Raw genomic sequence first — 24,462 nt, 5'->3', positions numbered from 1 at the left:
AGACTGGCTTTATTGTTACCTATGGTTTGAAAAGAGTATCAACAATAATTAGTAAATTTGATATTGTAGGTATTTTAGAACACGAGTTAAAAACTCTAGTTACGATGAGAAGTACAACAAGCAATAGATTATGAAAATTACATTTCAAACTAAAGCGGAAAGCAACGCCGCACAAGAGAAGGAATTTCTAGCACTTAGTGGTGCTGAACGTTTACTTCGTTTTATGAGTTTGAGTAATGCTATTTTAAAATTACCTCGCAAAAATCACATTAAAGATGATCGTGGAAATTTTGTTCTTGAAAAAAGGAAGTAATGCAGGAATGGGACAACAATATTTTAGAATTTATAACTATAGCAAATAAGCATCAAGTCCAAATGATTCTTATTGGCGGTGGTGCGGTAAATTTTCATGGTTATCAGCGTCATTCAGCAGACTTAGACTTCTGGATCAACCCTACAGAAGATAATTTTAAAAAGCTCTTAAAAGTGTTTCAAGAAATGAATTACGATATAGATTCATTTCCAGAAAAAGTTTTAAAACAAGAACAAAATATATCCATTAAATTTTCACCTAGTTCTCTTAATTTAGAATTGATTACAAGATTTTCAGTCAACAAAAGTTTTGATGATATTTTCGAAGAATCTATTCAAGTAGATTTTGAACAAGAAAAAGTTTATCGATGGCGAGTCATATCTTATGATGATCTTATTATTAGTAAAATTAAGGCTGGACGACCTAAAGACTTATTAGATATTCAAGAATTACAGAAAAGAAAAAACAACTAGTCATTCATAAAGCCAGTCCAACAGACTGGCTTTCTAATACCCTATATGAAACACTCCATCAACAAAGAAAAAACAGTTTACGATGGCTTCTTTAAAGTTCTAGAAGCACAAGTTTCTCATGATAAATTTAATGAAAGTGGTATGATAGACGCTACACGCATTTGTCTAGAGCGAGGTGATAGTATTGCCGTATTGATTTATGAAAAGGATACTGATAGCTTTTTATTCACAAAGCAATTTAGATATCCTAGCGCGAGACGTAACTGTCCATGGATGCTTGAACTGGTGGCAGGCTCTGTAGAAGATGGAGAAAATCCTATTAACTGTGCTCAACGAGAAATAGAAGAAGAAATAGGCTATGTAACTGAACAACTGGAACTCATAACCACTTACTTTCCATCACCTGGTGGCTGCTCTGAGCAAATCCATTTGTATTATACTGAGGTCAGTTCAACAGACAAAACCCTAAAAGGTGGCGGCGCGGTAGTTGAACAGGAAGATATTGAACTGGTAAAGATTAAGAGAACTGAAATCAAAAAACACCTTGATAAAGGTGCTTTTAATAATTCTATTTCGTTGATTGGGATTCAATGGTATTTGTTGAATAAGTTTATGGCTCCTCGAGCGGAGTCGAGAGGTCTCTAATTTAAATTACAAATTATATGCGTGTTTAGGTCTCGACTCCGCTCGACTAGACAAACATATGTTATGAATCAATCACCACAGTTTTCACATTACAAAACTCTCTGATTCCAAAATGCGATAATTCTCTACCATATCCTGAGATTCCTGTTCCGCCAAATGGTAATGCTGGATGACTCGCTACTTTGGCATTTATAAATACAGCTCCGTCGTCAAAACGTGATACGAGTTTTTCTGCTTTTTCTAAATCTTGAGTGAATAAGGAAACTCCTAGACCAAACTCAGAATCATTTACTAACTCTACTGCTTCCTCGTCTGTTTCAAAAGTGGTGACTGCCATTAATGGACCAAAGGTTTCTTCTTTAAAAACAGGCATTTCTCTGGTTACACCAGTTAAAATAGTAGGTTCATAAAATGCTTTATCGCGCTTTCCTCCTAGTTCGAGCTTCGCTCCCATTTTTAAAGATTTATTCATGAGTTCTTCTAGTTCCTCGGCAAGATCTTCTCTAGACATAACACCTATGTAAGTATCCTCATCTTCTGGATCTCCTACTTTTAAATCTTTTACGGCAGCTATAAATTTCTTCATGAATTCGTTTGCGATGTCTTTATGGAGCAACAATCTTTTTCCTGCGATGCAGCTTTGACCGGTATTTTGGTAACGAGCAGCTACGCAGGTTTCTACGGTTTTATCCAAGTCAGCATCACTGAAAACGACTAAGGCATTATTTCCACCTAATTCCAGTACCGTTTTCTTGATCTCACTTCCTGCGGTAGATGCTACCGCACTACCGGCTGGTTTAGATCCAGTAAGTGTTACAGCTTTTACGATTGGATTTTTGATGATGTCTTCTACAGCCTTACTTCCTACAATTAAGTTTGTAAAACAGCCTTTAGGAAATCCTGCGTCTAGAAACAATTCTTCTAGCAATTGAGCACTACCCATTACACTACTCGCATGTTTCAACACACCTACATTACCAGCCATTAATGCCGGGACTATAAAACGCATGACCTGCCAGAATGGATAATTCCAAGGCATTACTGCCAGCACGACACCTAGCGGTTCATAAGACACGTAGGATTTAAAATGGTCTGTATCTACATATTCGTTTTGTAATTGGCGTTCAGCATGCTCTGAATAATACTCGCATAACCAAGCGCATTTCTCAATTTCACTGCGTGATTGTGAGATGGGTTTCCCCATTTCTTGAGTCATCTTGAGCGCATATTTATCTGAATTTGAACGTAATAAACTTGCAACTTTCAAGATATGTTTTGCTCTATGCTCATAACTCGTCTGTCTCCATTCTTTAAATTGTTGCTGTGCTACGAAAAGCTTTTTATCGACTTGAGCAGAGTTATCTTCTTTGAATTCTTCTAGCTTTTTACCGTTATATGGATTGATGGTTTTCATTAATTTTTATTTTAAAGGTACTTATTTTGACAGGTATATAAGGTAAGGTTTGCAAGTGTTTAACGATTAAATTATAGTGTTGATAAGGTTGTTGAGAAAGTCAGCTTTCGCGAAAGCGTAATAACCACTAGCCTTCTTAACTTTAAAAAACCTTCTACTATGAATAATCGAGATGAATATCTAGTTGCTCTCAGACCTGAGATTCCTAATGCTAGAGTGGATGAAAATATGTCTAGCGAGGAACAGTTTCAAAACCGAACCTTGCGACCTATTGCAAAACTGCAGCACGACTTACTGATTGCCGTTTTTCATAACTACATCAGGAAACATAAGAATGTGTTTTTTGGCTTGACTTCAGACAAGCGCGTGGATTACATTGAGAATGCAGTGAATCGAGATCAGAAATTCCGCAATGCGTTAAAAGGAATTATCATGGGGCAATTCACTGTAAATGAGTATGATGAGTATATTAAAAATTCTAGCGCTCTCAATAAACGCATGATGAATTTAGTGCGAGAAAGATTGATTAATAGCATCCAACTTTTTGAACGTCCACCAGTAAAATTATAAACTTTAAACATACATTTACTCTTTCAAACTCATGAATAAATATGAGGTACTAAAATGATTTATTATGCTTAAAATCAACGTAGTAAATAAGTGTAAAAATGTTATTGAAGAAAAAATTAATCGTTATAAAGAACGAGTTCAAGAACTTAGTGAATCTCTAGCAGATAACGATTCCAGTAACGATGCTGAGGATGATGACGGCTCTGGTGAACTCATGGCAGAATTTGAGCGTTACAACAATCTTAAAGATGAGCATCAAAAACTAAAAACAGCATTTGAAAACATCTCCTACGGTAGTGGAAAGACTATAGTTAGTGAAGGTGCGCTGGTGACAACTAACCTTAATGTGTTTTTAATAAGCGTATCGCTAGGCGAACTCGTAACTGACGATGGCGATAAATTCTACGCCATATCTACTCAAGCTCCTATTTATCCTTCTATAAAAGGTCTTAAAGAAGGAGATAGTTTCACCTTTAATGAAGTAACTCGTAAAATATTGAAGATTTCTTAAAGCAACGATTCACCATTTAGATCAGTAGTTAACACATCTGTCATGTAATCTAGAAAAGGTCTAGCTGTTTTAAATGCTGCATCCACTTCTTGAAAAAAGTTAGGGCTTTGAATCTCCTTATCAGTTAAGGTTTTAGTGAAAAAGAAATTTTTGAATCTGATTAAGTCTATGTCAGGATGGGTTTTATCAAAATTGCGTGGTGCTGTTTTAAGCTGCTCACCTTGAAAAGTTCCCCAAGTTTTTAAAAATGCTGGCTTTTCTATAATATCTCTTAATTCTTGAGCATCTACCTCTAGTTCTTTTCTTATACGTAATAAATCCTCTTTCTCTGGACCAAAGAACCCTATACCTATTACACTGTTGCCAGGCTTAATGCTCATGAAATAACTGCCTCGTCTATCTTTCCCTTCACGCATCCAGTTTACACTTCTATGCGCTTTAAACGGTGTTTTATCTTTAGAAAAACGCACATCTCTATAGATTCTAAAAACTTTGGCTTTTTCAATGATGTCATGTTGATTAAGTAAACTTTTTATGCCGCTTACTTGATCTTTAAACTCTTCTTCTAACTTCTTGAATCTAGGTTTGTTTTCTTCAAACCATGGTTTATTATTATTCTTTTCTAGCTGACTTAAAAACTTGAGTAATTCCTTATTTATCATAAAATAAAGGTATAAAAAAACCGCTTCAAATTAATGAAGCGGTTGCTTTTTAAATTGTGTAATAAACTATCGCACAACTAATTTTCTGGTACTTGCTGTCACACCATTTCCTACTCTTACTAAGTAAATTCCAGAATCCAAACTAGAAGTAGAAATACGTTGTTCAAAAATACCATTGTTATCATAAGACTTAGACATAACTTCTTGTCCTAAAACATCATATAATACAACATCGATTTTATCACCACTTAACTGATTGTTAAATGCTACTGTGAAATGATCTGTTGCAGGATTAGGATAAATGCTGAATGTGTTCAATTCATCTGGACTAGTAGTTGAGAAAGTTCCTTGATCACCACCTGTAATGATTAATGCAAAGTCTTCATTTCCACCTTGTAAAGTTCCTTTATGAGAAACTGTAACCGTATAATTTCCAGCAGGATTATCAATTTCAATTTTCTCAAAATTATCTACATCGTTAGAACTATTTCTAGTTGCTACGTTATTGAAATTTTGAGGATTTAATTTCCAAGGATAAAAAGTAGTACCATTATCATCTGTAACAATAATATCAAGATCATTTCTTAACGAAGGAGTTGCATCATCCTCTGGTCCATTGTTAGGAGCAACAGCAGGATCATACCATGATATAGAAACGATAACTTTAGATGCTGTGTTTGCAGCAAAGCTTTGCGTGATAGTCGTTCCTTGCAATAATACTTCTTCTTTAATGTAAGCTGTGTTTCCATCTTCTTGAATTGCTGTAGCAGCAGCTTCTGTGTCTAGTAGTCCCCAACCAAATTGGTAATCTGGACCATCTGCAACTCCTGCTTCTTTTACTGTGTGAAGAACAAGTCCCTTTGCAGTACAAGCTAACATGTATTGAGAATTTAACGAGTTATAGTATTGTTGTAATAGAATTAATCCACCTGAAACTGCAGGAGTAGACATACTAGTTCCTTGTCTAAAGACGTAAGATGAATTGCTTGAATTATCTGTGGAATACATTCCCACACCTTTAGTAGTAATATCTGGCTTAACACGACCATCATCTGTAGGACCCCATGAACTAAAATTAGACATAGGTACTGATGCTGGACCACTATAATTAGGATTCCCTATACTTGCTCCTACAAGAAGTGGGTTTTTAGCCACACTATTTCCCGTAAGAATATCATATCCATTATCACTTGTATTAACTCCATTATTTCTATCATTACCAGCAGCAATTACAGGTAAATAATAAGGAGCATTATAAGTTATATTATCCCACTGAGTGGCAGTAATCGTATATTTCCCTAAATCAGATTGAGAAACATTACCTATAATTAAACCATAACTATGATTTGAAATAAGCATTCCTTGACTTGCTTCAGCAACAATTTCTGGAGTGTCATTTTGAAAATCATAAGACACTAGGCTTGCTTGTGGCGCCATTCCTTTTGCATTTGCATTAGTACCGTCTGCTATCATAGTACCACCTACGTGAGTTCCATGATCATCAGATCCGCTTAAAAACTGACCTGCGGTAATACGACCTGTTAGAGATTCGTGAGTATCAAGTACTTTTCCACCATCCCATATTCCAGCTTCCATGTTTTGCCCTTCGATGTTAATTCCTAGTGATCCACCATTCCATAGATGGTCTGCACCTTGCATTAGACCTGCAATTCTATTATTAGTTGATCTATAAATAGGACCTTTTTCACCTACATCATAAAGATGCGCTTTCTGACCGTTTTCTAAAACCTTAGTAATAGGCCAGTCGTTTGCCTTAGCAACGGCAATTGCATTAGTTAATCTTGAGTTTTCTTGTGCAATTAAATCTTGCCTTAATTCTTCAAGATTTTCTTGATCATAATTCTTTATTATTTGAGCACGCTCAGCAGCAGTCTGCCCAAAAGAAAGACCTGAACTAAGCAAAGCTAATCCAAGAATAAGTGTAGTCTTTTTCATGTTTTTATTTATAAATAGGGTTCTTTTGTTAATAAGTATCTGTCAGCCTAAAGTATATTCAAATATCTTTGCATAACTCTTTAAACTGAGTCTAAAAATACGTAAAATAATTACAATCGGTTTTGTAATTAACTTATTCTTAGATAACAAATAAGCTAAATTAGTATCACAAAAGCATAACACCACATGAAATTCATTGTTTCGAGTTCTTATTTACAAAAACACCTTCAAATGTTAGGTGGCGTTATTAATAGTAACAATACTTTACCTATCCTAGATAATTTTTTACTAGAATTAAATGGTAAAGAGTTAAAAGTAAGTGCGTCTGACATGGAAACTACTATGTTAACAGCACTTGAAGTAGAAAGTGAAGATGAAGGAAGTATCGCAATTCCAGCAAAACTTTTACTAGATACTTTAAAAACATTTCCTGAACAACCTCTTACATTCAGTGCTGACAAGAATATTATGACCGTAAGTCATGATAAAGGAAGTTCTGAAATTGCTTGTGCAAGTGGTGAAGAATTCCCAAAGGCTGTAAGTTTAACTGATCCTAGTAGTACAACTATCCTAGGTGACACACTAGCAACAGCAATCAACAAAACGATTTTTGCAGCCGGTAATGATGACTTGAGACCTGTAATGTCGGGAGTTTTCTTCCAGTTCTCAACAGACTCTTTAACCTTTGTAGCTACTGATGCGCATAAACTAGTTAGATATCGTAGAGAAGATCTTGCAGCAAGTGAAACAGCAGAGTTCATTATGCCTAAGAAGCCATTGAACCTTTTAAAGGCGATGCTTCAAGGAAGTGAAACTGAAGTTCTTATTGAATATAATGAGAGTAACGCTCAATTCACTTTTGACTCGACAAGTATTATCTGTAGATTAATTGATGGGAAATATCCTAATTATGAAGCGGTAATCCCTAAAGAGAATCCTAATAAATTAGTAATCACTAGAAACCAATTTTTAAATTCTGTAAGACGTGTGAGCATTTTCTCTAACAAGACGACTCACCAGATCAGACTTAAAATGGCTGGTGCAGAGTTAAATATATCTGCAGAGGATTTAGATTATAGCAACAAAGCAGATGAGAGATTAACTTGTGATTATCAAGGTGATGACATGCAAATAGGTTTTAACAGCCGTTTCTTAATTGAAATGTTGAATAATTTAAACTGTGATGATGTTTCTCTTGAAATGTCTATGCCTAATCGTGCTGGGATATTAACTCCAGTAGATGGCCTAGATGAAGGTGAACATGTAACTATGCTGGTTATGCCAGTGATGTTAAATCAATAAGATTTAACTTTTACCCATGAAAAAAGGCTCGCAATGCGAGCCTTTTTTAGTTTAGAGTACAACAATTACAAATATCGTTCTCTTATGATATTCTCGTGATGTTTTGTGTGACCTGCAATTAAAAATGGTATCACTCTCACACTCATTTTATTATCACTCGCCATACCTTGTTTTAAAAGTTGCTCCGTAGTGACATTATTAAATAGAGCAATAGTAGCTTCTCTTGTGGTTTGAAATGATTGTAATAAGTCCGCTTTCGCGAAAGCGTGATTCTCATAATCTAACGCAAAAATATCTTGATCAAATCCTGGTAAAGGAGTTGCATCACCTCGCATAAAACGCAATGCACGGTAGGCAAACACACGTTCTGTGTCTATATTATGCATAATTACATGGGCGATGGTCCACTTACCAGCTGCATAACGATAATCCAAATTTGCATTTATTGAATTTATAAAGTCTAAACTTTCCTTCAGACCAATATTCAATACCTCGTGAACCGAAGTTAAACCTGAAATTAATTCAAGATAGTGCTTGTAATATGAATTATACTCGCTAGGTAATAGATCAGCTCTTATCATCTACAGATCTTGAAAAACCTTGTGAAGTAAACGCTTTTTATCATTGATACTTTCCTCTAAGGAAATCATAGTCTCTGTGCGACTTACTCCATCGATATCATCTAATTCAAAGATGACTTTCTTAGCATGAGTTGTGTCTTGAGCGCGTATTTTACAAAATATATTGAACTTACCTGTGGTGATATGTGCAACTGTTACATAAGGAATCTCCTTAATACGACTAATTACGAACTGTGTTTGAGAAGTTTTTTCCAAGTAAACACCTATATATGCAATAAACGTGTAACCCAGTTTTTGATAATCCACCGTCAATGAGGAACCTTGAATAATACCGCTTTCCTCCATTTTTTTTACACGTACATGAACCGTTCCTGCAGATATGTTCAATCGTTTTGCGATGTCTGTAAAAGGTGTTCTAGTGTTCTCTATAAGAACGTCTAGTATTTGCTTGTCTATGTCGTCAATTCTTGCCATTTTCTTACTTTGTGAATTATTTACAAAAAAACACAAAACTCTACGATAAATCTCTTAAAATTTAAATTTTATCATAAAATTAATAGAAAATATGGATATCTAAGTTATTACTAGTAAATTTTTGTCCTTTTGAGACTTCAAAATCTACTAATTCATTAGATAATTCTAAATCAATAATGCGATGCGCGTTTTTCACAGTAACATCGTTTATTCCTGAAAGGATAGGTATAAAATAAAGCACATCTTCTTTTACAACTTCTTTATACATAACACTTAAGTCCACTACCCGATTTCCAGACGAGACATTTTTAATCCATATATCGCAAAAATTAGTACTTATAGGAGTAATTGCATGGTATGCTTGAATCATCTCTTCCTGAGGCTTAGAATCATTTGCTGCAATACATTCTAGTGCACTTTGTAAGGAATTAAACATCAACTCTACAGTGTTTGAGCGGTAATAATCGGTATTTGCTTGTCCTGCTTCAAATAAAACAGTGGGGACACCTAAGGATTGAAACGTGTCTCCTACGCAATTGATATTAAAAGTATCATTATACCTACCTATAACACCTATAGTCTTTTCTTTAATATGTTCCACTATATGTTGAATTACATTCATAGACTTGATACGTTCTGGGGTAATTTCTCTAGACTCGTTTGCCGCTGGAGAGAGAAAAGAACATTCTACAGCTTGTGTCCCATCTGGGGTTCCATAGATGGTTCTTTGATCATGTAGATTGAAACAATAATCTGGCTGAAAGGAATCAAATGTGGTTTTTAATAATAGACTTTCTGGCTGTGATAAATCTTGCGCATCACGATTTAAATCTACATTATTTGCATTTTCTCGAGTCCAAGCTGTTAAACCATCGGGATTTAAAACAGGAATAATACACAATGTAAAAATTGAAGAATGTTGAGATTTCATAAACCAATTTATAAATGGTAGAAGAGATCTAGTAGTCGTGGATTCATTACCATGCATTTGTGACCACATTAATATTTTAGTAGATCCAGTTCCTACGGTTAGTTTATAAATAGGATTCTTCAACACCGATTTGCCTATCTCTACAAATTCAAATTTGTCTTTTCTAAACTCACTTAGTAATTCATTAATAACCGTTAAGAATCGTGAGTAGGAGAAATACCTTTGGGTAGTTACCAATCGCATGAATTCTGGTTGTTTTTCTAAAGACATATATAATGGTTATCAATGTGACACAAATGTAACTTAGTTTTAGTTTACAGATGTAAACATCAATTAATTTACAATTGTAAACAAAGTTATTATTCAATGTGTTTACAGATGTAATCAATGTTACTATTGTTAGTGATCCAAAACCCAGCAAGATACTTACTTCAAATAGCCGAATATAATTTAATGTAACTATATTACTATTATCCAAACAATTAAAACCATCTATATAAAGTTTAAGTTCATATAAAACCACCTGTTTTAGGAAGTTTATTGCACATGTAACTATAATTGTTTAGTTTTGTAAACACTTAAACGACGTTGTTTTTGTTTACAAATGTAACACATGGTTAATTCGGCTGATTTTACTAAGAGAATCAATAAAATCATGGAAAAAAATGATTTAAATGCATCTTCCTTTGCTGAGGCTATCAGTGTAGGACGTAGTTCCATTTCACATATTTTGTCTGGTAGAAACAAGCCTAGTCTAGATTTAGTCATGAATATAGTGAGCGAATTTCCAGAGGTAGATCTCTACTGGTTACTCAATGGAAAAGGAACTTATCCTAAATCTGAAAAGGTTATTGCTCCACCTATTCCATCACCTGAATCTGTAACAACGGCTGCTCCATTACCTCAGAAAATTGAAGCTGATTCTGATGACAAGAATTTAAATAGCACTACTCCAGATTTATTTTCTTCAACGCAAAGTCAAAAAGAAGAAATTCTATCCAATGTTAAAAAAGGGAAAAATATAACAAAAGTAATTATCCTTTATTCTGATGGAAGTTTTAAAGATTACGTTCCCGAATAGAATCACGAATGCTTAAATTTGTTTAAAAATTTACCATGAAGTACTTTGTTGTTTTGTTGCTTTTTTTACTTGTTAGTTCTTGTTATCAAGTGGAAAGAGATTGTTCTAATTTTAAAACAGGTAGCTTTATATGGGAACAAGAATCAGGTGGGAAACTTTTAACAACCACTTTTACTCGTACTGAAGAGTTTCAAGTTGAAACTTATGAAGGAGTAACAGATAGTTCACGTGTGGAATGGGTTAATGATTGTGAGTGGAGAGTTATTCCTATCAATCCTAAAACAAATGCTGACAGTCGTGCGTATCTTTTTAGAATCTTAAATACTACTGAGGATTCTTATACCTTTGAATTTAAACAATCTGGTCGTGAACAAACCTATCAAGGTACGGCCATAAAACAATAACCATGTTTGAAATTTTCTCCACTACCGATGCTTGGGTAGCTTTACTAGCTCTAATATTCATAGAAATTATCTTAGGTATCGATAATATTCAATTTATAACCATTGCTGCAAATAAATTACAAGAGAAACAACGTAAAAATGCGACAACTCTAGGTTTAGCACTAATAATGATATTACGTGTTGCACTTCTACTAGGTATAGGTGTTCTTGTTTCTCAACGAGCGTCTTGGTTAACAATGGAGTGGAATTGGTTAAATGGTGCCTTTACTGGACAATCCTTACTTCTACTCGCTGGAGGAATTTTTCTTATTTATAAATCAACCCAAGAATTATATGAGAAAGCGGAAGATATAAGACATGATTACAGAGAAGTAAAAATTAAAAGGTCAAACATTTTTTCAAAGGTGCTTATAGAAATTATAATGATCAACATAGTTTTTTCTTTCGACAGTGTTTTTGTAGCAGTAGGAATGACTAACGGCTTAACAGATGATCCTGATGGGGCATTAATTCTCATGCTTATTGCAGTTGTTACAGCTGTTTTTATAATGTTCTTATTTGCTAAGCCTATCGGGAGATTTGTAAGTAGGCATCCATCTGTTCAAGTATTTGGGCTTGCTTTGCTACTATTGATAGGTTTCATTTTACTTATAGATGGTGCACAACTCGCAAATTTAGAACTGTTTGGAAAGAAAATTACAGGTGATATTCCTAAAGGATATTTATACTTCACGATATTCTTTACGATGGGTATTCTTTTCTTGAATTTTCTGCTACGTAGTAAAAAGATCAAAAGAAATAGTATTACAGAATTACTTGAAGAAGATGAAGTTATCAAGTAAACCTTAAAACTGCTTTTAATAAAAGAGCCGTAAACATGTGTTTACGGCTCTTTTATTTTCTTAAATCTTACCGTTATCTTCCTCCGTTTGATCTGCCACCAGGACGCGAGCCATTAGGTGACCTTTGCGGTTTAGGAGCTTTTTCAATCTCTTCTTTACTTAAAAAACCATCCTCATTAGTATCTATCTTAGAAAAATCATTCTTTAAAGGTCCTTTTACTTCTTCTAGCGAAAGTTTACCATCTTTATTAGCGTCCATTTGTTGAATAATTGTTGCCGCATCAGGCATTTCTTGACCTCTTTGCGGTCTGTTAGATGAGCTTTCTTCAGTTGTTTTAGATGCTGATTGATTTGATGAACCACAGCTTATAAGCAACGTGGCCATCGCAAGAATACTAAAGGTTTTTTTGAATACATTCATAATAATAAGTTTATTATAAGATTCACTTTTCAGAGCAAAGTTTAAAACAAAAAAAACTCAGCTTAAAACTGAGTTTTTTTGTTTAAAGTAAGAATGAATAATCTTATTTCTTTTCAAGATTATTAAGTCTTTTTTCAATAGCGTCTATTCGACTCATTTTAAGCTCTAATTCCTTAATCCTTAATTCTTGAGATTTTAATTTTGAATTCAACTCAGTGATATATAAAAATTGTTCTTCTAATTTTTCAAGGTTTTTCAAAGTGGTTTCAGTAACATCTACTGTCATACCTTGTGCTTCAATATCTTCAATAGACTTCACACCTATTAAGTGACCATTTGTTTTTACAAAAGCTTCAGCTTCTTCTAAAGTTGGGAATTTATAAGTTTTACTAAGATCTGATCGACCGTCGTAGTAGATATCAAAAACGTAATCTGCATAAGGTGTATTTGAAGTAGTTGCAAGAAAACTATCAGCCTTCATAACAGCTATAGTTACCACCTCTGTCACATTATTATCACCTAAGATAATTTGATTATCTGCAGTGGTTGTAGCTCCATGACCTATGGCAGTGCTGTTCTCATGACTAGAATTTGTCTTACTTCCTATTGCAGCACTATTTGTGGCAGTTGCTTTAGAACTCTCACCTAATGTAATTGCTCGTTCTCCTAGAGCTTGCGAGTCACTACCTATTGAGATTGATCGAAGAGCAGCATCTGTATTAGCACCTATGGAAATTGCATTTGCAGCACTAGTATCTGCATTGCGACCTAGATTTACTGAATCTGCTCCTGTAGCATCGGCATTGGACCCTATAACGACATTATTTGCTCCAGCATTATTTGATGTATCGCCTAGAACCACACTATTGTCTCCTGTATTCTTTGCACTACTACCTATAGCGATTGAATTGTCAGATACATTATTTGCATTATTCCCAATTGCAATAACATCTGCACCTGTTGCAGTAGAAATTGTACCCATGGAGAGTGCGTTTGTTCCAGTTGATTTGGCAGTGTAACCAAATGATGCCGAATTATCACCTGTTCCAACTGAATTAAATCCGACAGAGGTTGATCTCACGCCTACGGCCTGAGCGTTATAACCTAGTGCAACAGCATACTGCTCCGTGGCGTCAGTAAGTGCACCTACTGCAGTAGAACCTATATTGACAGCATTTGCACTTTTCCCTATCGCTATAGTATTTACTCCATCAACAGAAGAGCTTACTCCAATTGCAAGTCCATCAGTATTTTTTGCTGTGGCTGCGTTTCCTATAGCTATCGAGCGAGTGCCATCTACACTACTTGTGTCTCCTATTGCTATAGTACTGTTTTCGACCGCACTACTTGATTGACCTAAAGCTATAGAATTTAAACCACTTGCAAATGCCTGGTAACCTATTGCAGTTGCCTTATTATTTCCCGATAAAGAACCGTTACCTATAGCAGTCACGTTTGATAAATTTATTCCATTAACGTCTGCTCCACTACCTATAAACGTATTACCAGTTCCAGTCGTATTTGTGACACCAGTATCGTCTCCTACAGCTACATTATTAGATCCCAGTGTTTTATCCAACGACTTATCTCCGATAGCAATATTAAAATTACCATCTACATTAGCCTTTAAAGCCTCTAATCCTATGGCAACATTGTTACTACCATCAGAGTTTGAAAATGAAGATTGTTTCCCTATTGCTATGTTTTCATCTCCTTCATCATTCTCTCTCAAAGCTTGAATTCCTATGGCTACATTATCATCACCACCTGCATTATTAAACATAGATGCTTGACCAATAGCAACATTATGATCTCCTGTGTTATGGGCAAGGGCATCTTCTCCTATGGCTGTATTACCTGTTCCAGAGTCACCATATCTCATAGCGTCATTTCCTATCGCTGTATTTTCATCACCATCCACATTGCTTTGCATTGCTTCATCACCTATGGCAGTGTTATAATTACCTACTGTATTTGCTGTAAGAGAAAAAGTACCAATAGCCATATTATCTCTACCTATCGTATTTGCGGTACCAGATTGATATCCTATAAAAACATTTTGTTCTCCTTTCTGTCCACCACCATCAGTCGGTATGTAGTTTTCTCCTGCTTCTTCTCCTATGAAAATTGATTTAGCTTCTGCAAAAACTTCTAGTTGACCAGATTCTGTCATTCTGAAACGTTGCGTATTATTTATTTTAAAGGCAACTTCTTCATTTGTTGTAGTTCCTATGAAATGTTGAGTATCATCTATATTTGCATTTCCATCAATTTTCCAGCCTGCAGCACCTACATCAAATGGAATCCAGTTTGTCGCTGTATTATCCCAATAATAGAAACCTGATACATAATCAACTGCTCCAGCTCCAGTAATATCGCGGTTTACGGTAGCTGTTAAATAAACTAACATAGATTGTTGAGCAGCACCTGGATTAGCTGCAGAAAAATCATCAACTCTAGGAATTAAAACTCCAGAGTTAGGTAATACCGTCGTTCCACTTATTACATCTAGTGTAGCTTGAGGAGTCTCAGTATTAACACCAACCTGTGCCATGGACATCATCGACATCAAACCTAGAATCAACAAAACATTGTTTTTCATAATATCTTTAATCATTTTGCAAAACTAAGAACAATACCACGATTACATCTTTTCTTATAAGTCATTCATATCCATTTGGATAACATGTTTACTTATAACGATTAAAGTACTGAATAGAGTAATTTTAAGCTCGATGATCTGTAGCCGTGCTCTTTAATAAGATCTCATTTTGCTCTTTCATGAGTTCTCTCAAGTCAGATAGTAATTCAATATCCTTAGGAGTAACGACTGTTTTATCTTTGGAATCATGAGATTTGTTACGCAATCTATTCATTAATTTCACAACGATAAACACCGTAAATCCAATGATTACAAAGTCTAAACTTACTTGCAAAAACTCTCCGTAGCCTATCTCTATAGCTGTAGCAGCATCTCCTGTTAATTCTTCATTTGCTTCACGCAATACCCATTTTTTATCTTGGTAATTTACTCCGTCAGTTAAATAAGATAGTGGTGGTAATAGCACTTTTTTTACTAATGTTTGTACCACATTATTAAAGGCAGTACCTATGATGATACCTATCGCCATATCAATCATATTTCCTTTAACAGCAAATTCCTTAAACTCTTGTAAAAACTTCATAGTATCTTATTATATGGTACAAATGTAAAAATCCCGCTTTCGCGAAAGCAGGATTATATAAAACTTTTAACACTTAAAACAGACTCGCCTGTCCAGTATCATCTATATCAGGATCTGGCTCGTTAGGATCTTTTTTGATCTCAGTAGCTTTAGTGGCATTTTCTTGGTCCTCATTTGGTGAGATTACTGTTTCCTCATTTACTTCAACCTCAGCAGCTGGTGTAGTTTCTGGCTCTTCATAAGGCAATGGATCAAGCCAATTGATTTGCTTAACTTTACTCTTAGTCAATTGGTTACCTTGAGCACTTAAACCTTTTACAGATATAAATTCATCTAAATCCACAGGTTCATTAGGTGGTTGTTCTTTACCTCTAGGCTTATTGAAAACCAGTTCTGCCACAGGCTTATAATCTGTAGAAACGACTTCTAGATAAGAACCTTCAACCTCTGGTAAGAATGTTTCCTCTTTTTCCTCATTTTCTACAAGGAACCTCTTGACATAAAATAATTCCTTCTCACCGTGGAAATAAATCGCACTAATTGGTTTTTTAGGACTCCATTTTTCCAAAACAATCATGTCTTCATCAAATCGTGCGGTAACATCGGGTATGATCGTTTTAACCAGTCCTTTTTGATTGATAATCAACAACCTATCTTCTCCTCTAAATTCACCTAAAAGTTCTCCTCGTGCATCTACATTTAATCGTTGTACGGTATCATCAAACCAAATTTTACGTGGTTTCAAAGTACTCACGCCTTCTTCTTTAAGCTCAACTTTCTTAATATTATATTTAGTTACTTGATTACCTTTTGAAGCTCTTCCTTTGATAAGAATTTCAGAGAAATCAAGATCCCATTTCACTTTTTTAATACTTCCTTGCTGGCGCAAATTAATGGAAACTACCTCTGCTTCTCCATTAGGATTTGCGCTGAAGTAATGCACGTGCGATCCTTTCTCTGCCTTACCCATAGGATAAGCTTTATCTCTTGTCACACTGGTAACTGCAAATCGTTTTACATAACTAGGACCTGATTTACCATCACGATAAATAACATTATATATAGTACGTTTATCTTTCTTCTTGAACACGGCAACGTGAATGATATCTTTACCTACAAAGGTCTTAGAATCCACTTTAGTCACCGTCATATTCCCATCTCTGGTAAAGACGATTATATTATCAATATCAGCACAATCGGTGACGTACTCGTCTTTCTTAAGTGAAGTTCCTATGAAACCTTCTTCCCTATTAACGTAGAGTTTTGTGTTTCTCATTACTACCTTAGTAGCAACAATATCATCAAAGGTTTTGATTTCAGTTTTACGTTCTCTTCCTTCACCATAATTCTTTTTAAGGGCTGTGAAGTAATTGATGGCATATTCAATAAGATTTGCCAGGTAATCTTTTAACTGAGCAATACGATCTTCCAGCGCATCAATTTTTTGTTGTGCTTTATCAATATCAAACTTAGAAATACGTTTGATACGTATCTCTGTCAGTCTCGTAATATCTTCCTCAGTAATAGCGCGTTTTAAATGACCTATGTGAGGTTTTAATCCTTTATCTATCGCAGCGATAACGCCTTCCCAAGTTTCCTCTTCTTCTATATCGCGATAGATTCTATTCTCAATAAAAATACGTTCTAGAGATGCAAAGTGCCACTGCTCTTCTACTTCATCGAGTTGTATTTCCAGTTCTTGCTTTAATAAATCTACAGTGTGGTCTGCACTACGACGTAACATCTCAGTCACACCTACAAATAGAGGTTTGTTATCTTCAATAACACAACCCAGCGGCGAAATGCTCGACTCACAGTTTGTGAATGCAAACAGCGCGTCCATCGTTTTATCTGGAGAGATTCCTGCGTGCAGGTGGATCATTATCTCGACATCTGCAGCGGTGTTGTCTTCAATCTTTTTGATTTTGATTTTACCTTTCTCATTGGCTTTCAAAATCGAGTCTATTAATGAGCTCGTATTTGTAGAATACGGGATTTCAGTAATTACGATAGTATTCTTATCTGGTGAATGCATTTTTGCACGCACACGTACTTTTCCACCACGTAATCCATCATTATAGTTAGAAACATCTATTTCTCCACCAGTTGGAAAATCTGGATAAATGGTGAAACGTTTCCCTTGTAAATGCTTTATAGAAGCATCGATGAGTTCTATAAAGTTGTGTGGTAATACTTTGGTACTTAATCCTACGGCTATTCCTTCTGCACCTTGTGCGAGAAGTAATGGGAATTTTACCGGTAGGTTAACGGGTTCTTTGCGACGGCCATCATAACTGGCTTGCCACTCAGTAATTTTAGGATTGAAGAGAATTTCTAGCGCAAACTTAGAAAGTCGCGCTTCTATATAACGAGATGCAGCTGCTGGATCACCTGTAAAGATGTTTCCCCAGTTTCCTTGCATATCTATGAGCATGTCTTTTTGCCCTATTTGCACCATAGCATCACTAATGCTGGCATCTCCATGTGGATGATACTGCATCGTGTGACCTACTATATTTGCTACCTTGTTATAACGACCATCATCTAAGTCCTTCATGGACTGCATGATACGACGCTGTACTGGTTTAAAACCATCTTCTATCGCTGGTACTGCGCGTTCTAGAATCACATAACTGGCATAATCCAGGAACCACTCTTTATACATTCCCGTGATACGAGTAATGGTTTCTTTAGGTTCCAGCATTTCGCTGTCGTTAATAGGTTCTAATTCTTCGTTTTCTTCACTCATTTGTTAGTTAACTGTTATCGGTTAACGGTTTATTTTATTTCTTTTTTCTCTTATCATCTTTATAATCCCTAAAAGACCGCCTAGAACAACAAATACTAATCCCAGATATATTAAGATAGAACCTTTAAACTTAGTAAAACCATAATCTAAATCCCAGTTCAAAACTGCCATTAACACTCCAGTTGCTATCGTAATCAAACCTATAAATAGTAACATGCCGGTAACTATGTAAATTATGTTCTTTGCCATTTAATTATAGTTATTACTTACTCATGATTTTTCATCACGCTTTCGCGAAAGCGTATTAAACAGTATCCTCCTCAATTATATCAAGTTCCACCTTCAAATTATCAATAATAAATTCCTGTCTCGTAGGAGTATTTTTACCCATATAAAAACTCAATAAATCTTCGATACTCATATTATCATCCAGCATTAATGGATCCAGACGCATGTCTTCTCCTATGAAATGCTTGAACTCGTCTGGACTGATTTCACCTAGTCCTTTAAATCGGGTAATCTCTGGGTTTTTACCTAATGCCGCAAGTGCGTCCTTGCGTTCCTCTGGCGTATAACAATATCTAGTTTCCTTTTTATTACGTACTCTAAAGAGAGGTGTTTGTAGGATATATATGTGACCTTTTTTAATCAATTCTGGAAAAAACTGAAGGAAAAATGTGATGAGCAGTAATCTAATGTGCATTCCATCCACATCGGCATCGGTAGCGATGACGATTTTATTATAACGTAAATCTTCCATGCTGTCCTCTATATTAAGAGCAGCTTGTAACAAGTTGAATTCCTCATTCTCATACACGATCTTCTTAGACATGTTGTAAGAATTCAAAGGCTTACCACGCAGTGAGAAAACAGCTTGTGTATTTACATTACGAGATTTAGTAATCGATCCACTTGCAGAATCTCCCTCGGTAATAAATAACGTGCTGTCTAGATTGTTTTCTTTTTTACTATCAGTAAGGTGAACACGGCAATCACGTAGTTTTTTGTTGTGAAGATTTGATTTTTTGGCACGATCACGAGCGAGCTTTCTTATTCCAGATAGGTCTTTGCGTTCACGTTCTGCTTGAATGATTTTACGCTGTATCGCCTCAGCAACATCGGCGTGCTTGTGAAGGTAATTATCTAATTGCGTTTTGAGAAAATCATTGATAAACGTACGCACCGTAGGTAAATCACCGCCCATATCTGTAGAACCTAGCTTGGTTTTAGTTTGTGATTCAAAAACAGGCTCCATTACTTTTATAGCAATCGCACTAACGATGGACTTGCGCACATCACTAGCTTCATAATTCTTACCATAAAATTCTCTTATGGTCTTCACTAGCGCTTCTCTAAAAGCGGCCAAGTGTGTTCCACCTTGAGTAGTGTTTTGCCCATTTACAAACGAGTGATATTCCTCACTATATTGCGTTCTACTATGTGTAATAGCAACTTCTATGTCCTCACCACGCAAGTGAATGATAGGATATAAACGATCTGTATCGATGATATTTTCACTCAGCAAGTCCTTCAATCCATTTTCAGAATAGAATTTTTCACCGTTGAACATTATCGTTAGTCCTGGATTTAAGTAAACGTAGTTTTTCAACATACGTGCTATATATTCTGGACGATATTTAAAGTTTTTGAAAATCTCACTATCTGGAACAAAAGTCATTTTAGTTCCTTTGCGTCGTGAGGTTTCCTCCAGCATTTCTTGATCGTTGAGTTCACCGCGAGAAAACTCAGCACTAGCGCTTTTACCATCACGAGTAGATTCCACACGGAAAAAACTTGAAAGCGCATTTACAGCCTTAGTACCTACTCCATTCAGTCCAACAGATTTTTTAAACGCTCGTGAATCGTACTTACCACCAGTATTCATCTTAGATACTACATCTACAACCTTACCTAGCGGAATACCACGACCATAATCACGCACAGTTACACGATCGCCTTGGATAGAAACCTCAATGGTTTTACCAGATCCCATCACAAACTCGTCAATCGAGTTATCGATGACCTCTTTTACTAGAATATAAATTCCATCGTCTGCACTGGAGCCATCGCCCAGTTTCCCGATGTACATTCCAGGTCGCATTCTTATGTGTTCTTTCCAGTCTAGTGAGCGGATGTTATCCTCAGTATATTGCGTGTTTTCAGCCATAAATTAAATCTGCAGTCGTTCTCGAAATATAGGGATTTGTGTTGGTATTTCGCTTTCGCGAAAGCGAAATTAATTAACACTATTTACACCTCAATTGTGGATAAATATGAACGACATTCTAGTTGGTAAAAAAGACTGAAAAGCCCTAGATTTAAGCTTTAAACAAATTCCATGAAAAAATTACTTTTACTTGTTGCGTTATTAAGTTTATCCTCTTGCAATACAGGTCCTAAACAAGGTGAACCAGTTGACAATCAAGGAATCACGACCTTTTATTTTATAAGACATGCAGAGAAACGCAGCGATCAAGGAAGCGATCCAGAACTGACAGAACAAGGAAAAAAACGCGCCGAAGCTTGGGTCAACTACTTTTTCTTAAAAAATGTAGATCATATTATTAGTTCAGATTACAAGCGTACTCGTGAAACCGCGGCTCCACTTGCAGCTGCTCACGATATGGATGTGGAAATTTATGATGTTAGAAATACTAAAGCCATGGACTTACTTAAAAAATATCGCGGGAAAACGGTAGTGCTTTTTGGACACAGTAATACTATAAATGGCTACACAAATGAGCTTCAAAACGATAGTGTCTATAATGCTCTAGATGATAATGATTATGATCACTACTTCTATGCACGTGTAAGCGAGTCTGGTAAATCCAGTGGTGTGAAGGAATCTATGGATTTTATGGAGGATTAGTTATAAAAAATAATTTATCACTCAGTCAATTGATTTAAGAATAGACATTATAATAAAAATAATTTGAGCACACAACCCAACAACCCATTACACGGAATCAAACTCGCACAAATCGTTGAAGATCTCGTTGAGAAATTTGGCTGGGATGAGCTGGGCGATCGTATAAGAATCAACTCGTTCAATACAAATCCTACGATTAAATCTAGTTTAAAGTTCTTGAGACGCACGCAATGGGCTCGTGATAAGGTAGAAGCGCTTTGGGTGGAGACTTGTGCACCTGATGAGGAAGAATAAAGAAAAACAACACTACTCATTAACTATAATTGGTAGGTTCAGATTTAAAAAAATGCAAATCTTAAATCTCTAGATTTATAAATAAATGATTTTCCATACTTGATGCAGAAACTGCAGGTATTACCACTTCACTTTTAAACAACAAAAAACCGAATCCACTTCACAGCAGATTCGGTTTCAAAAATTTCAAGTTTCAAGTTCGAATTTAAGTTCTAGTTCTAGTTCAAGTTCGAGTTCGAGTTCTAAAGTTTATACATTAAACAAGAAATGCATCACATCACCATCTTGAACGATGTATTCTTTACCTTCTATTTTAAGTTTTCCGGCTTCTTTAACTTTTGCTTCAGAGCCGTATTCTACGTAAGTATCATACTTAATAACCTCAGCACGTATAAATCCTTTTTCAAAGTCTGTATGGATTACTCCAGCAGCTTGTGGTCCAGTCGCTCCTATTTTAACGGTCCAGGCTCTTACTTCTTTAACACCAGCCGTAAAATATGTTTGCTGATTCAATAACTTGTAAGCACTGCGTATCAACTTTGCACTTCCTGCTTCTTCCAGACCTATGTCTGCGAGGAACATTTCGCGTTCTTCATAATCGTCCAGTTCTGCAATGTCTGCCTCAGTTCCTACAGCTAGTACAAGTACTTCAGCATTCTCATCCTTTACCATTTCACGTACTTGATCTACATAAGCATTCCCAGTAACTGCCGATGCGTCATCAACGTTACATAAGTACATTACTGGCTTATCTGTAATAAACTGTAATGGCTTGATGAATTCCTCGTGAATAGTCTCTTCAAAATCAATAGTTCTTACCGATTTTCCAGCCTCAAGAGCGTCTTTAACTTTCATTAAAGCTTCTTCTTCTTTTTGAGCTTCTTTATTACCGGTACGAGCAGCACGTTTTACCTTTTCCAGTTTTTTATCAACTGTTTCAAGGTCTTTTAATTGCAACTCAATATCTATAGTTTCTTTATCGTTGATAGGATCTATTTTCCCATCTACGTGAATGATATTATCGTTATCAAAACAACGTAACACGTGAATAATAGCATCAGTCTCACGTATGTTTCCTAGAAACTGATTTCCTAATCCTTCACCTTTACTGGCTCCTTTTACAAGTCCTGCGATATCTACGATTTCTACAGTTGCCGGAATCACTCGCTCAGGATTTACTAACTCTTCAAGTTTTTTCAATCTAGGATCTGGTACGTTTACCACTCCTACGTTAGGTTCTATAGTACAAAACGGAAAGTTAGCACTTTGCGCTTTGGCATTAGACAGACAGTTAAAAAGGGTAGATTTTCCCACGTTAGGTAATCCTACTATTCCTGCTTTCATGTGTTGTATTGTTTGTTGTTATTCGCTTTCGCGAAAGCGTGATTATTCAAATCATCACCATCCCAAAAGGCGTGCAAATATAAACCGATTCTTGCAAATTGTCACGCATAAAAATGGGCTGTTTTAAACAGAAAAACCGCTACAGAAAACTGCAGCGGTTTTTATATAATGATGAGTAACGATTACTCCTTACTATTCATATCTACATTGATATCAGTAGTGTCGATACCTTTGGACGCTAGAATTCTCTTCATAGCTGCCTCATCTACCACTCCATCTTCGTTAGTTTCTATTCCTATACTTTTAAGAATACCGCTCATCGCAGACTTATCTACGTTCACGTCTTTCACTTCTTCCATCATCTTCATAATTGCTCCCAGCTTCATATCGTCGCCTAAAACTCTTGCAACACCTAATCCCATTTCTGGAGAAGATCCATAAACGATCATCTCATCGATACTATCATCAGACCCGTCATAGAGAAAACGCATATTTACACCATCAGACTTGTGCGTCATTAGGGTTTTAAAATCTTGATTTTTGAGAATTGCGCTTAATTGAGCTTGTTCTTTTTCAAAAGCTGCCATATTGTTCTTATCAATAGGATAATACAACACGTTTACTTTATCTATAGAATTATAAGCCTCTTGAGAAGCGGCACTCATTCCAGATACGTCTAGTCCTAGAATTCCTTTAGGAATGGTCGTGGTTACAAATCCGTCCTTTTCCTGACTATCCACAAAATATTGCTGTAAACTAGGGTCTGAACTACATGAGGTAAAGAATAAAATTATTCCTATACCTAAGGTGAGTACTCTTATTATTATATTATTCATAATGGTAAGTTTTAATGGTTATTAAATAAAAAACCAAGTGAAGGTTAACCACTTGGTTAGTTTTTTATGATTGACTACTTAGTAGCGTCTTCAATTTGCTTTTGTCCTGGGACGTTAAGCATTTTAGTAAGCTTAGAAATTTGTTTTAAATCTATATCTCCAGAGATGATTAAGAACACAGTGTCTTTATCATCACCGTCTGTATCATTAATAAGCATAACTAGATTACGTACTTTCTTGTCAGAGCTACCTTTGCGCATGTGGAAGGTAAACATTTGTCCATCTTCTTTAACGTGCATTAATTTCACTAGGTTATTACTAGAGATGTACTTAGTAGCAAACGAGTTTAAAGTCGCTGCACTGGTAGGATTATCTGTAGCATAAACACGTAGTTCTGTAAGATTATCTATGATCTTTTTAATATCATTGAATTCTTTATCATCACTGTCTATTTCTATGTTTGCGATAAGGCCAAACATCTCACTAGTAACGACAGTCTCTGACGTGTTTTTAAGATTATCAAGTGCACTAAAATTTTGTGCCATAGCGATTCCACTAGTAAGTAAAAAGGCTGTTATGTAAATTAACTTTTTCATTTTTTTGTA

The 24,462-nt window shown here is 35.6% G+C and carries 26 protein-coding genes; 11 read left to right on the top strand and 15 right to left on the bottom strand.

Annotated features, from left to right (window positions below):
* The first annotated feature begins 130 nt into the window (after nt 1-130).
* From ACSHWW_RS11340 to ACSHWW_RS11330, 3 genes are read left to right on the top strand one after another with little or no spacing between them, the layout of a single operon-like run.
* On the top strand, nt 131-313 hold the full coding sequence (locus ACSHWW_RS11340) for a hypothetical protein (RefSeq protein ID WP_435682576.1): 183 nt from the start codon (nt 131-133) through the stop codon (nt 311-313).
* Nucleotides 313-786, top strand: a complete 474-nt coding sequence (locus ACSHWW_RS11335) for a nucleotidyl transferase AbiEii/AbiGii toxin family protein (RefSeq protein WP_435682575.1) — start codon at nt 313-315, stop codon at nt 784-786. The genes ACSHWW_RS11340 and ACSHWW_RS11335 overlap by 1 nt, the downstream gene beginning before the upstream one ends.
* A gap of 45 nt (nt 787-831) precedes the next feature.
* Complete coding sequence (locus ACSHWW_RS11330) at nt 832-1,431, top strand: NUDIX domain-containing protein (RefSeq protein WP_435682574.1); 600 nt, start codon at nt 832-834, stop codon at nt 1,429-1,431.
* Between the two features lie 61 nt (nt 1,432-1,492).
* Here the strand turns inward: ACSHWW_RS11330 and ACSHWW_RS11325 are convergent, their stop codons facing one another.
* Nucleotides 1,493-2,845, bottom strand: a complete 1,353-nt coding sequence (locus tag ACSHWW_RS11325) for an NAD-dependent succinate-semialdehyde dehydrogenase (protein ID WP_435682573.1) — start codon at nt 2,843-2,845, stop codon at nt 1,493-1,495.
* A gap of 159 nt (nt 2,846-3,004) precedes the next feature.
* Between ACSHWW_RS11325 and ACSHWW_RS11320 the strand changes: the two genes are divergently transcribed.
* Nucleotides 3,005-3,415 carry a glyoxalase gene (locus ACSHWW_RS11320; RefSeq protein WP_435682572.1) on the top strand — a complete coding sequence of 137 codons (411 nt, stop codon included), beginning with the start codon at nt 3,005-3,007 and terminating at the stop codon, nt 3,413-3,415.
* A 64-nt stretch (nt 3,416-3,479) separates the two neighbouring features.
* Nucleotides 3,480-3,926, top strand: a complete 447-nt coding sequence (locus ACSHWW_RS11315) for a hypothetical protein (protein ID WP_435682571.1) — start codon at nt 3,480-3,482, stop codon at nt 3,924-3,926.
* On the opposite strand, the gene ACSHWW_RS11310 is transcribed toward ACSHWW_RS11315, so the two are convergent.
* Both ACSHWW_RS11310 and ACSHWW_RS11305 read right to left on the bottom strand, forming a co-directional pair.
* Nucleotides 3,923-4,588 (bottom strand): DUF2461 domain-containing protein, encoded by a 666-nt coding sequence (locus ACSHWW_RS11310; protein WP_435682570.1) that lies wholly within the window; start codon nt 4,586-4,588, stop codon nt 3,923-3,925. The genes ACSHWW_RS11315 and ACSHWW_RS11310 overlap by 4 nt on opposite strands.
* 66 nt (nt 4,589-4,654) lie before the next feature.
* Nucleotides 4,655-6,544, bottom strand: a complete 1,890-nt coding sequence (locus tag ACSHWW_RS11305) for a S8 family serine peptidase (protein ID WP_435682569.1) — start codon at nt 6,542-6,544, stop codon at nt 4,655-4,657.
* 186 nt (nt 6,545-6,730) lie between these two features.
* Between ACSHWW_RS11305 and dnaN the strand changes: the two genes are divergently transcribed.
* Entirely contained in the window at nt 6,731-7,846 is a 1,116-nt protein-coding gene (dnaN, locus tag ACSHWW_RS11300) for a DNA polymerase III subunit beta (RefSeq protein ID WP_435682568.1), read from the top strand.
* Between the two features lie 65 nt (nt 7,847-7,911).
* Here the strand turns inward: dnaN and ACSHWW_RS11295 are convergent, their stop codons facing one another.
* The 3 genes from ACSHWW_RS11295 to ACSHWW_RS11285 all read right to left on the bottom strand — a co-directional run bounded on the left by ACSHWW_RS11295 (nt 7,912) and on the right by ACSHWW_RS11285 (nt 10,102).
* A complete protein-coding gene (locus ACSHWW_RS11295; protein ID WP_435682567.1) occupies nt 7,912-8,427 on the bottom strand; it encodes a DinB family protein in 516 nt (171 codons plus the stop codon).
* Entirely contained in the window at nt 8,428-8,901 is a 474-nt protein-coding gene (locus ACSHWW_RS11290; protein ID WP_435682566.1) for an Lrp/AsnC family transcriptional regulator, read from the bottom strand.
* A 79-nt stretch (nt 8,902-8,980) separates the two neighbouring features.
* Entirely contained in the window at nt 8,981-10,102 is a 1,122-nt protein-coding gene (locus ACSHWW_RS11285; RefSeq protein ID WP_435682565.1) for a M14 family zinc carboxypeptidase, read from the bottom strand.
* 343 nt (nt 10,103-10,445) lie between these two features.
* Here ACSHWW_RS11285 and ACSHWW_RS11280 point away from each other — a divergent pair, with 343 nt between their 5' ends.
* Genes ACSHWW_RS11280 through ACSHWW_RS11270 form a run of 3 tightly spaced genes read left to right on the top strand, consistent with a single transcriptional unit; the run spans nt 10,446 to nt 12,159 of the window.
* Entirely contained in the window at nt 10,446-10,913 is a 468-nt protein-coding gene (locus ACSHWW_RS11280; protein ID WP_435682564.1) for a helix-turn-helix domain-containing protein, read from the top strand.
* Nucleotides 10,914-10,948: 35 nt separating this feature from the next.
* Nucleotides 10,949-11,317, top strand: coding sequence for a DNA topoisomerase IV (locus ACSHWW_RS11275; protein WP_435682563.1), 369 nt, complete (start codon nt 10,949-10,951; stop codon nt 11,315-11,317).
* A gap of 2 nt (nt 11,318-11,319) precedes the next feature.
* Nucleotides 11,320-12,159 carry a TerC family protein gene (locus tag ACSHWW_RS11270; protein WP_435682562.1) on the top strand — a complete coding sequence of 280 codons (840 nt, stop codon included), beginning with the start codon at nt 11,320-11,322 and terminating at the stop codon, nt 12,157-12,159.
* Nucleotides 12,160-12,232: 73 nt separating this feature from the next.
* Here the strand turns inward: ACSHWW_RS11270 and ACSHWW_RS11265 are convergent, their stop codons facing one another.
* The 6 genes from ACSHWW_RS11265 to ACSHWW_RS11240 form a co-directional block, all read right to left on the bottom strand.
* On the bottom strand, nt 12,233-12,580 hold the full coding sequence (locus ACSHWW_RS11265) for a hypothetical protein (RefSeq protein ID WP_435682561.1): 348 nt from the start codon (nt 12,578-12,580) through the stop codon (nt 12,233-12,235).
* Between the two features lie 103 nt (nt 12,581-12,683).
* Entirely contained in the window at nt 12,684-15,197 is a 2,514-nt protein-coding gene (locus ACSHWW_RS11260; protein ID WP_435682560.1) for a hypothetical protein, read from the bottom strand.
* A 109-nt stretch (nt 15,198-15,306) separates the two neighbouring features.
* Nucleotides 15,307-15,765, bottom strand: coding sequence for a large-conductance mechanosensitive channel protein MscL (mscL, locus tag ACSHWW_RS11255; RefSeq protein ID WP_435682559.1), 459 nt, complete (start codon nt 15,763-15,765; stop codon nt 15,307-15,309).
* A 73-nt stretch (nt 15,766-15,838) separates the two neighbouring features.
* A complete protein-coding gene (locus ACSHWW_RS11250) occupies nt 15,839-18,514 on the bottom strand; it encodes a DNA gyrase/topoisomerase IV subunit A (RefSeq protein ID WP_435682558.1) in 2,676 nt (891 codons plus the stop codon).
* Nucleotides 18,515-18,535: 21 nt separating this feature from the next.
* Nucleotides 18,536-18,763, bottom strand: coding sequence for a hypothetical protein (locus ACSHWW_RS11245; protein WP_435682557.1), 228 nt, complete (start codon nt 18,761-18,763; stop codon nt 18,536-18,538).
* A 55-nt stretch (nt 18,764-18,818) separates the two neighbouring features.
* On the bottom strand, nt 18,819-20,681 hold the full coding sequence (locus ACSHWW_RS11240; protein ID WP_435682556.1) for a DNA topoisomerase IV subunit B: 1,863 nt from the start codon (nt 20,679-20,681) through the stop codon (nt 18,819-18,821).
* A gap of 171 nt (nt 20,682-20,852) precedes the next feature.
* Here ACSHWW_RS11240 and ACSHWW_RS11235 point away from each other — a divergent pair, with 171 nt between their 5' ends.
* Nucleotides 20,853-21,383, top strand: a complete 531-nt coding sequence (locus ACSHWW_RS11235; RefSeq protein WP_435682555.1) for a SixA phosphatase family protein — start codon at nt 20,853-20,855, stop codon at nt 21,381-21,383.
* A 63-nt stretch (nt 21,384-21,446) separates the two neighbouring features.
* The gene (locus ACSHWW_RS11230; RefSeq protein ID WP_435682554.1) at nt 21,447-21,677 is read left to right on the top strand and encodes a VF530 family DNA-binding protein; all 231 of its coding nucleotides are present in this window, start codon (nt 21,447-21,449) and stop codon (nt 21,675-21,677) included.
* A gap of 249 nt (nt 21,678-21,926) precedes the next feature.
* On the opposite strand, the gene ychF is transcribed toward ACSHWW_RS11230, so the two are convergent.
* The 3 genes from ychF to ACSHWW_RS11215 form a co-directional block, all read right to left on the bottom strand.
* Nucleotides 21,927-23,021 carry a redox-regulated ATPase YchF gene (ychF, locus tag ACSHWW_RS11225; RefSeq protein ID WP_435682553.1) on the bottom strand — a complete coding sequence of 365 codons (1,095 nt, stop codon included), beginning with the start codon at nt 23,019-23,021 and terminating at the stop codon, nt 21,927-21,929.
* Between the two features lie 182 nt (nt 23,022-23,203).
* A complete protein-coding gene (locus ACSHWW_RS11220; protein ID WP_435682552.1) occupies nt 23,204-23,857 on the bottom strand; it encodes a DUF4252 domain-containing protein in 654 nt (217 codons plus the stop codon).
* 74 nt (nt 23,858-23,931) lie between these two features.
* Nucleotides 23,932-24,453, bottom strand: coding sequence for a DUF4252 domain-containing protein (locus tag ACSHWW_RS11215; protein WP_435682551.1), 522 nt, complete (start codon nt 24,451-24,453; stop codon nt 23,932-23,934).
* Nucleotides 24,454-24,462: the final 9 nt, after the last annotated feature.

This window comes from Nonlabens sp., assembly GCF_051251825.1.
Taxonomy (GTDB): domain Bacteria; phylum Bacteroidota; class Bacteroidia; order Flavobacteriales; family Flavobacteriaceae; genus Nonlabens.
The sequence above is the reverse complement of the archived record's forward strand: the minus strand, read 5'-3'. Positions and strand labels throughout refer to the sequence as shown.